At 46.0% G+C, this 8,683-nt stretch carries 5 protein-coding genes and 1 pseudogene; all 6 read left to right on the forward strand.

Annotated features, from left to right (window positions below; genetic code table 11):
* Nucleotides 1–76: 76 nt before the first annotated feature.
* Nucleotides 77–544: a hypothetical protein gene (locus QZ135_RS23795; RefSeq protein ID WP_294615464.1), complete on the forward strand. Its 468-nt coding sequence runs from the start codon at nt 77–79 to the stop codon at nt 542–544.
* A 17-nt stretch (nt 545–561) separates the two neighbouring features.
* A complete protein-coding gene (locus tag QZ135_RS23800; protein ID WP_294615465.1) occupies nt 562–2,796 on the forward strand; it encodes a hypothetical protein in 2,235 nt (744 codons plus the stop codon).
* A 2-nt stretch (nt 2,797–2,798) separates the two neighbouring features.
* A complete protein-coding gene (locus tag QZ135_RS23805) occupies nt 2,799–5,651 on the forward strand; it encodes a hypothetical protein (RefSeq protein WP_294615466.1) in 2,853 nt (950 codons plus the stop codon).
* Between the two features lie 22 nt (nt 5,652–5,673).
* Nucleotides 5,674–5,949 carry a hypothetical protein gene (locus QZ135_RS23810; protein ID WP_294615467.1) on the forward strand — a complete coding sequence of 92 codons (276 nt, stop codon included), beginning with the start codon at nt 5,674–5,676 and terminating at the stop codon, nt 5,947–5,949.
* A 1-nt stretch (nt 5,950) separates the two neighbouring features.
* Nucleotides 5,951–6,169, forward strand: a complete 219-nt coding sequence (locus QZ135_RS23815) for a hypothetical protein (RefSeq protein WP_294615469.1) — start codon at nt 5,951–5,953, stop codon at nt 6,167–6,169.
* Between the two features lie 5 nt (nt 6,170–6,174).
* Nucleotides 6,175–8,683: pseudogene (locus QZ135_RS23820) on the forward strand (leucine-rich repeat domain-containing protein); the annotation flags it as partial.

Genomic DNA, 8,683 nt, shown 5'->3' on the forward strand with positions numbered 1-8,683 from the left:
ACTGCCGCTGCCTGAAAGACATAGCCGAGATAGTGAACAGATTGGAAAGAGACGGAATGAAAATAAAAGGATAATTATGGAAATACTTGAATCATTACTTACCATCAATGGTAAAGACATCTATAAGGAATATCGCGCCTTTCTGGCCGAAGACAAGTCCGGAGGACACGATAACTACAACGCCCTCCTGCAAGTGCCCGCTATGAAAGCCTACACCGCAGTGACCTTCCGCGAGCAGAACGGCGAAAACCTGCCCGACTCCCTACCCGCCCCTCATTACGAGGCGCGCGACGTAACCCTACAGTTCGGCATCCTGGCAGACACCCCGGCAGAGTGGTACACCCACTACATCGCCTTCATCGACTTCCTAAAAAGCGGATGGCTGGTGTTTTCCCTGCCCGAACTGGGCACCCAATACCGCATGTACTTCAAGAGCGCCGCCTCGCACGACATGTCCTCCCCGCTCACCGTAGAAGACAAAGTGTATGGCAAGATGAAACTGAAGTTCAGAGAACCGAACCCTTATCAGTCTATTGACCTTTAAACAGCAAATAAACGAGTATGGAACTGAAAATATACAACCAGAACGGAAAGCTGAAACTGACCGTGAACACCGCCGCCTCATCAACCTGGAACACCGAGCTGATGGCAGAGAACGCCGTGTCCGCCAGCTTCACCCATCCCTTCTTTGTAGCGCTGGACGTTAATGACTACGTGATGCTGAATGACATAAAGTTCAGCATCAACAAGGAGTACAAACCCAAGCAGGTGTCTACACAAGAGTACAACTACACGGTCAAGTTCTACGGCCCCGAGCACGATGCGGAGCGGGTGATGTTCCTCAACCTGACGGACGGGCAATATGAACTGCAATTCTACCTCGACGACAGTCCCGCGATGCACCTCCAAAGGTGGATAGACAACATGAACCGTGTGTACGGCGAAAAGCGCTGGAGCATAGGAGACGTTCTAGACGCCCCGAAGAAAACCGTCGAATACAACAACGCAACCTGCTGGGATGCCCTCTCGCTGATATCGGACGCATTCGAGGCGGAATGGTGGACGGACGGTTTCAAGATCAACCTTACACGTTGCGAACGTGGCGACCGGGTGGAACTGGGCTATATGCAGGGACTCACTTCGCTCACTCAATCAGAGAACAGCAGTGACGTGAAGTTCTTCACCCGCCTCTTCCCGCTGGGCAGCACCCGCAACATCGACCGCAACCGCTATGGCTTTTCCCGGCTGCAACTTCCGAACCGGGCCAAGTATGTGGACAGAAACACCCGGTATGGGCTTTACGAATATGTGGAGGAGTCCGCCTTTGCAGATATCTACCCGCACTATCGCGGCACGGTCAACACAGTGCGCCAAGAGGAAAAGGTGGATGAAAACGATAAGAAGATCACAATCTACTATTTCGACGATATCGGTATGACATTCGACCCGAACGACTTCGAAATAGGCGGTCTGGCCAAGCATATAACCTTCCAGACAGGCGAGCTTGCCGGGCGGGAGTTTGAAGTGAAATACGATTCGAAGGCGATGGAGTGGGAAATCATCAACACTTATCCATCAGAAACAGAGCAGATACCGGGCAAAAACCTTATCCCCGCTTCCGGAGATGAATATATCCCCTGGAACTTCAGTCTGCCCACGGGGCTCGAGAAAGAAGCGGAAGTAGCATATGAAACTGCCGTCAACAGCTATCTGGAAAAGTACAGCGAGGACATGTCTAAATATGGAGGCGAAACGGACTACACCTATATCGACAAGAACAACATCCCGTTGCAATTAGGCCAAAACGTGCGTTTGCTGAGCGACAAGTTCTTTGACGAAGGGTTCAGTGACACACGAATCACCAAAGTTACGCGCAAGCTGGATAACCTAAGCATGGCCACCATAGAATGTACCAACATGGTGGGCAAAGGATGGAAACGGACGGTGGATGCCAGTTTGGCCCAGTTGCAATATGTAATGTCTTCAGGCAGCAACCCTTCTTCCGGAAGCAGTTCTTCCACATCAATCGACATCTCGGACAAGTTAAAAAAGAACATCGTTATCAACTCCAATGATGTCGGCTATTTCAAGAAAAAGGATGTCCTGCTTGCCGGCCAAACCTGGGAAACCATTTTCCGCAAGATGCTGTACAAGCCCATGGGTGGAGAGTTGAGCAGCAGTATATCCACTTCCGACAGTGTGGAATATGGCACAAAGAAAGGACGCATCACCTACACCGCCACCCGCAACGGACAAGGCGAGATGACCAAAGCTTTCTATGATGAGAATGAAGATAAAAAGCTGGTCTTCTCAGCAGAGAGTCAGGGCATTCAGACAGCCGTACTGACCCTGTCGGGCACCTATACCCAACGAGAAACGCATAGAGCCACAGTGGTGTATGCCTCCAGCGATATACTTCCCGAAAAGACATTGAATGACACTATCACTGTAAATGTATATCGAAGATGGTTTGCAGGGGTGGTAGATTCGGAACCTACGACATCGGCACAGGTGAGGGCGCTGGGGAGCAGCGGACTGTATACAGGAGCGAAAGAATACGAGTTTAATGTTGGAATATGGACGACAATGGTGATATGCATACCTTCGGACAACATGGATACTGTGATAAAAGAAGGGGTACCAGGAAATTATCTGGAAAGTTCAGGAGTATACAAAGGCATGAAGCAGATAAAGGTTGCAGGAGCCAACAATAGTACAGAGATAATTTATAGTATGTACATATTCATGGTGGATACAGTGAGTGATGAAGCTAAATTTAAATTTAAAACAATATAATTATGGCAAACGTTGATATTCAAGGAAGTTCATTCGACTTAAGTTATAGAAGGACCACTTACCAACCTCTTGACAGTTCATCTGTATTCAATACTTACAATGACGCCAGTGTATATGCACTCAACAACAGTAAGGAGAAAGCTTACGTACCCTATGCCGGGCAAATCATCTCTGTACTGGAGAACAATGCCATATACAAGCTGATACCGGCCAAAGATGTAGAAGAGATAGAAGAGAGAAAAGGAAAACCGCACTTCGAGCTGGCTCTTATTGGCAGCAAAAATGATAATGACGACCGCTACGTACGCAAAGATATAGCCGAAACAATCCAGAAGCTGATGACCTTTATCGAGGGCATCAACGTAAAAGGAATGGCGACACTGGCTGAAATCACCCTGCTGAAAGACCTCCTATCTCAAAACTTCTCTGTCGGTTCCACAGGGTTTGGCATCTATCGGGACGAAGTCGGAAACTACCATCTTGATATTGACTTCGTAAACATTCGCCGAAAGCTAACAGCCGACGAGATACAGGTGCAACGCTCCTATTATGTGGGCGGCAAGCAGTGGGTAACTCCAGGTGCGGGAATCGTCTGCACATCAGTGGAAGATACCGGGTCTGTATACCGATGCCATTTCAAGACGACAGACGCGGACGGACGTGAAGTGAAGTGTTTATTCCAAGCAGACGACCGGGCTATTTGTGAAACGTTCAATCTCGACAAAAAGCCCGGAGGTACTTTAGGCAACCATTACTACTGGAGACTCGTGGTAGGCGTAGGAACGGATTATATCGATTTGAGCAAGTCCGATTGTGACGCCGGCAGTGATGCTCCACTGGCAGGTGATGAGATTGTACATCTGGGCAACAAGTCTGACAGAAGTAGACAGGGAGCCATCTGTAGTGATGCCATAACTACCGGAGGGCCTTATATACGGGTATACAAAGGGATTAGTGATTACCATCTACCGCAGCCCAATATCGACTTGAATCCGGAAGAAAGTATCATCAAAGCGAGATTCATCTCCATAGCAACAGGCAAGGATATTGACACACAACTCAATGAATTGCAAGGTAACCTTGATATCATTAAAGGGCAAACGGACAAGGAATATACGATGTGGTTCTATGACTACGCCCCTACATTATCCAATATTCCGGCATCAGAATGGACTACCAATACATTGAAAGTAATGCACGAGCAGGACATGTTCTACAACCGGGAATCCGGACTGGCTTACCGGTTTGAAAAATCAGGGAACACGTGGGCATGGAACAACATCACCGACCTGCAGACAATCAAAGCCCTGGAGGATGCAGCCAGGGCACAGGATACAGCCGACGGGAAGCGCCGGACATTCGTTGCACAGCCTACGGACTCGCAGGCTTATGATGTTGGCGATATATGGGTTAATGCCACCTACCCTTCTTCCGCTCCATTTATTTATAAAGATGACACTCTTGTCTGCAAGACAGCAAAGGCCAAGGGAGCAATATTCAGCATTTCCCATTGGCAACCATCATCGAGTGCAACAACTTCCTATCTCGAAAACCTGGGCGACCAGATTCTGGCCGGTGCTACAAGTTCAAAAGAAGGAATTGCAGCAGTAAAGAAACTCGCTGAGGAAGGTATAGTCGAAGCCAAAGAAATGGCTAATGATGCAATTGACAGCATAAACAGTGCTGTAACAGATATAAAGGAATTCTCGAAACAGTTAGGCAATTTATCAGATAAAGTGAATGGTGTTGACGACACTCTTGTAGAGCATACAACAGCCATTCAGGCCACAAAAGACTCAATTGCTTTGTTGGCACAAGGTAAAGAAAAAGATGAAAATGGTAATATAGTAAATATAAATAAAAGTGGCTTAGTAACTACTGCCTACTTTAATAGCTTATTCTCAGAACGAGTTGAGTTTGACGAAAATGGTCATATCACCAACACAACCGCTGCCGGCTTTATCACTGCCGCCGACTTCTCTACACAGTACGCGCAGATGGAAAAGGAAGACGGGCTTATCAAACGCTCAGAAATAAGTACGTTTATCACAAGGAATGTAGATGGAAGTTTCACGAGCACTGCACTTATAGATGCTGATAAAATCCTGTTTAACGGCCATATTGTGGCAAATGGTACCTTCATAGTAGGTGAAGATGGCAATTTAACTCTGAATAAGATTACCGTCAATAATGTGACCGCCAATGATATGATCGCCAATAATCTAATCGCTAACAGTGGAACTTTTAATGGGTCAATAAATGCTTCCAATGGATATATCGGTGCGTTTAAGATTAATGGATATGGACTTGTCAACGTCGATGAAAATCCTTTGGCATGTATACAGATTGAGAAAAACGGGGGAAAGTTCTTCAGAGTCAACGACTCTGAAGACTCAATGTGCTCCATTCGCGGAGACAGCATTACGGCACTTAGCATAAGCGCTTATGGTGATAATTCTGTGGGACTTGATATTATAGCTCAAGCAGGGGTTAACTCCTACGCTATCAATTCATATGGAGATGTTAGTTTCATCACAAGGCAAACAGAAAGTGCTTTTATTCAAGGAGTGCGCGTCAGCACCCGTATCATAACTACATCAGGAAACATTCATACGAATGACGACTTCTTGCGTTTTACTAGCCATGAAAATCTTACATTGACGATGCCTTCTCCTTCATCTTGTCCCGGGAAGGTATATTACCTCAAGCAGACAGCTGGTAGCGTAACTTTCACCAATGGTCCTTTTATAAGTCCTAATGGCTGGGAAACAAAAGATACATATACGCTTTCGGGGACATATTCCATGATGCTTATATCCGATGGCAGTAGTTGGTTTTTCTTTTATTGCGGATAGTTTAATTATAATTTATAAGAATATGAAAATCAATTTTAGACAAATCGAAACGCAAACTTCCTTCGGAGGTGGTAAACAGCTTTTCGATGCTGCCGAAACAATCGGCAATGAAATGATGTACAACGGCAGTATTCTTCTGGATATTGGATTTGAAGAGCTTGCAAAGGAAATCTATTATTCTAAAGATGAAGTGGAAATCCCGGAACGCTACTGTAAGGCTCTTGAACTTGTCGTGAAGAACTCGCGTCTTATCGCCGCCGTGAAGCGTGAAATAATAAATCAGCTAAACAGCAAATAAGATGGGATACATCAAATTCATATTGAGCACCCGTAAAACGAACGCTGATGGCAACGCCACCTATGCCCGAATCAGCCGTATCGAATCGGATATGGCTGATACAAGCATGCTCGAGACGAATTTAATAATGCATGCGCTTGCGGCCCGCGGGGGAAAAGTAATTGAAACGCTTGAGTTCATTTTGGACTCGAGCAGATTGGACAACGAAATATTAGGATAAACTGTATGGACAAATTAAATAAGAATTTCCTCAAAGGCAATGTGCTTAAAGCTGAGGAGTTGAACGAGATTGTTACTAAACTGAATGAGTTTGCCACGTGCATCAATGACAATGATGTTGAGACCAGCAAGGCGACAATTCAGAGTATAAAGGATAAGATGCTTGTCATCGGTGACACCGCAGGCACTGCCTATGATGGTGCCGCCGGCGCTGCATTGGAACAAACCGTAAGAGAACTGGCAGGCGGAGCAGGAACCATGTACAGTGTATACGTTAGGAATAATCTGAATTCACTGGGCTTTGCCGCACAATACGGAGAAGAATGTGTCTTGGATTTCACCTTCGTTTCCCAGTACCGGGATAATATCAATGAACCGTACAAGCCGACAGGAGAACTCGGACTGTGTACAATCATGGTAAAGAACTCAAAGTTCGCAGACTTCACCACAGTGAAGCAAATGGAAGTTTCTTCTAATGTATCCATCAAACAAGACATAACCGAATGGCTGACAAGTGGTAGCAACAATATCAAAATAAGTATCAAAGGAGAGAATACCGACCAGACTACGGCCCCCATCACCTATGTTGTACAACTCACTTCATTGGGAATCAGTGCCCCTAACTTCGCCTGGTGGACCGCCTTTGCCGGGGATATTTCAATTCCAATGATTATCAACGGTAATATCAACAAAGTACTTCATGTCACCGTTACCGGTGATAATTACAATCAGGGATATACCCAAAATTTGGGAACAGCCATTTATATGGATACGCCTTATAACTATATACTTCCTCATCCCGAAGCAACCGGAATATACAATGTGAATTTCTATCTGTCCAACTCAGATAATACCATTCAGACCAAACCCGTATCGGTAAACATCATGTGTATTTCCACATCCGGGGAAACAGTGAAAATGATGTGCGTGAATAACGTGACCTCACAGCTCATCAACTGGCAGGATAATGTGGTATTTGACTATGCGATTTATGACGGGCAGGCTACTCTTACAGATGCCATCTTCACCATTACGAAGGACGGAACAGAGGTGTATAGTTCTGAGAATGACACCATAGTGGCAAACTCTAAAAACACACTTACTTATCCGATGGAGGTGGAGACGGATGACGACAGCAACTTTGAAGTCATTGTCAAGGCAACCAGTGGAGAAGACGCTCTGATAGCCCCAGTGACGGTAGCTGTCAATAACTCACTGGGATATTCGGCTACGGCAGGTGCAGTGCTCTATATCAATCCACGCACCCGTAGCAACTCGCAGACAAACTATAAGAGTATCGTTAATGAAGTGGATAAATCAGTCATCCCCGTGACCTGGAACAACCTCAACTGGGGTAACGACGGCTGGGTGACCGATGATGACGGTGTGAAAGCACTGAAGATATTTGCACGGAGTTCGGCCGTGATAGATTACCAACCCTTCGCCACAGAACCGGCCCGCAGAGGTAAGACAATCGAAATTGACTTCAAGGTTGAAAATGCTTCGGATGCAGGAAAGAATATTATCAGCATCGCAGAAGATAAACCGGACGGCAGTTACGTTGGATTAAAGGTATCCGGTGAGAATATCTCTCTGTTCTCACAATCTGAACACGAAAGTACCAAGCAGGATGTTCCTACCGATAATGGGGTACGCCTACGCCTCACAGCAGTTATCATGCCTGACTCTTATGGTAATGCCGGTTTCAACATTGTTGCCATATACATCAACGGAAAGAAGAATCGCCAGTATGCCTACGAGAGCAACGATTACTTCCGCAACACCGGCAAGATAACGTTAGGGAACGATTATGCCAATCTCTATCTGTATGGGTTGCGTGTGTATGACAGTGCATTGACTTCCGAAGCCGTCCAGAAGAATTACATAAACCAGCTTGTGACGACCAGCGAGAAGCAAATGGAAAAGAATATCAATTCGGTACTGGACGGCGAGGGTGTAAACATTGACTTTAATGCCACGAAGCTGCTCTATAATGTATTTGTAGTAAACAAGCCCTTCCCTAACCTGAACAACCCTTCAGGCGTGGCAGGTGATCTGGAAGTACTCTTCAAGAACAAACCGGAGCGGAACTTTACGCTCACCAACCTGTTGATAGAAGGTCAGGGAACTTCATCAAAGAAATATCTGGAGTGGAACATCCGCTTCAAAATGAAGGGATTGAAAGATGCAGAGGGTAACAAGATAAACTCCATTGCCACGTATGCCGATGGAACGACGGACAAGAACAAAGTCCTCATGTTTGAAGGTGTGCCCAAGTCCGGGCGCCTGACAGCCAAGAAGAACTGGGCGAGTTCCATGCAGGACCACAAGGCCGGGTGTGTGGCTGCATTCAATGATTTATACAAGGAAATAGGCATGAGAAACGAGGCTATGATTGCCAATAGCGAAATACGTGTCGCCGTGTATCAGGAGCCCTTCATCGGTTTCTCAAAATCTGTCAATGAGGAAGGTCAGGATGTTTATACCTGTATGGGAGAATTTACGTTCGGTCCGG

Source organism: uncultured Bacteroides sp., assembly GCF_905207245.1.
Lineage (GTDB): Bacteria > Bacteroidota > Bacteroidia > Bacteroidales > Bacteroidaceae > Bacteroides.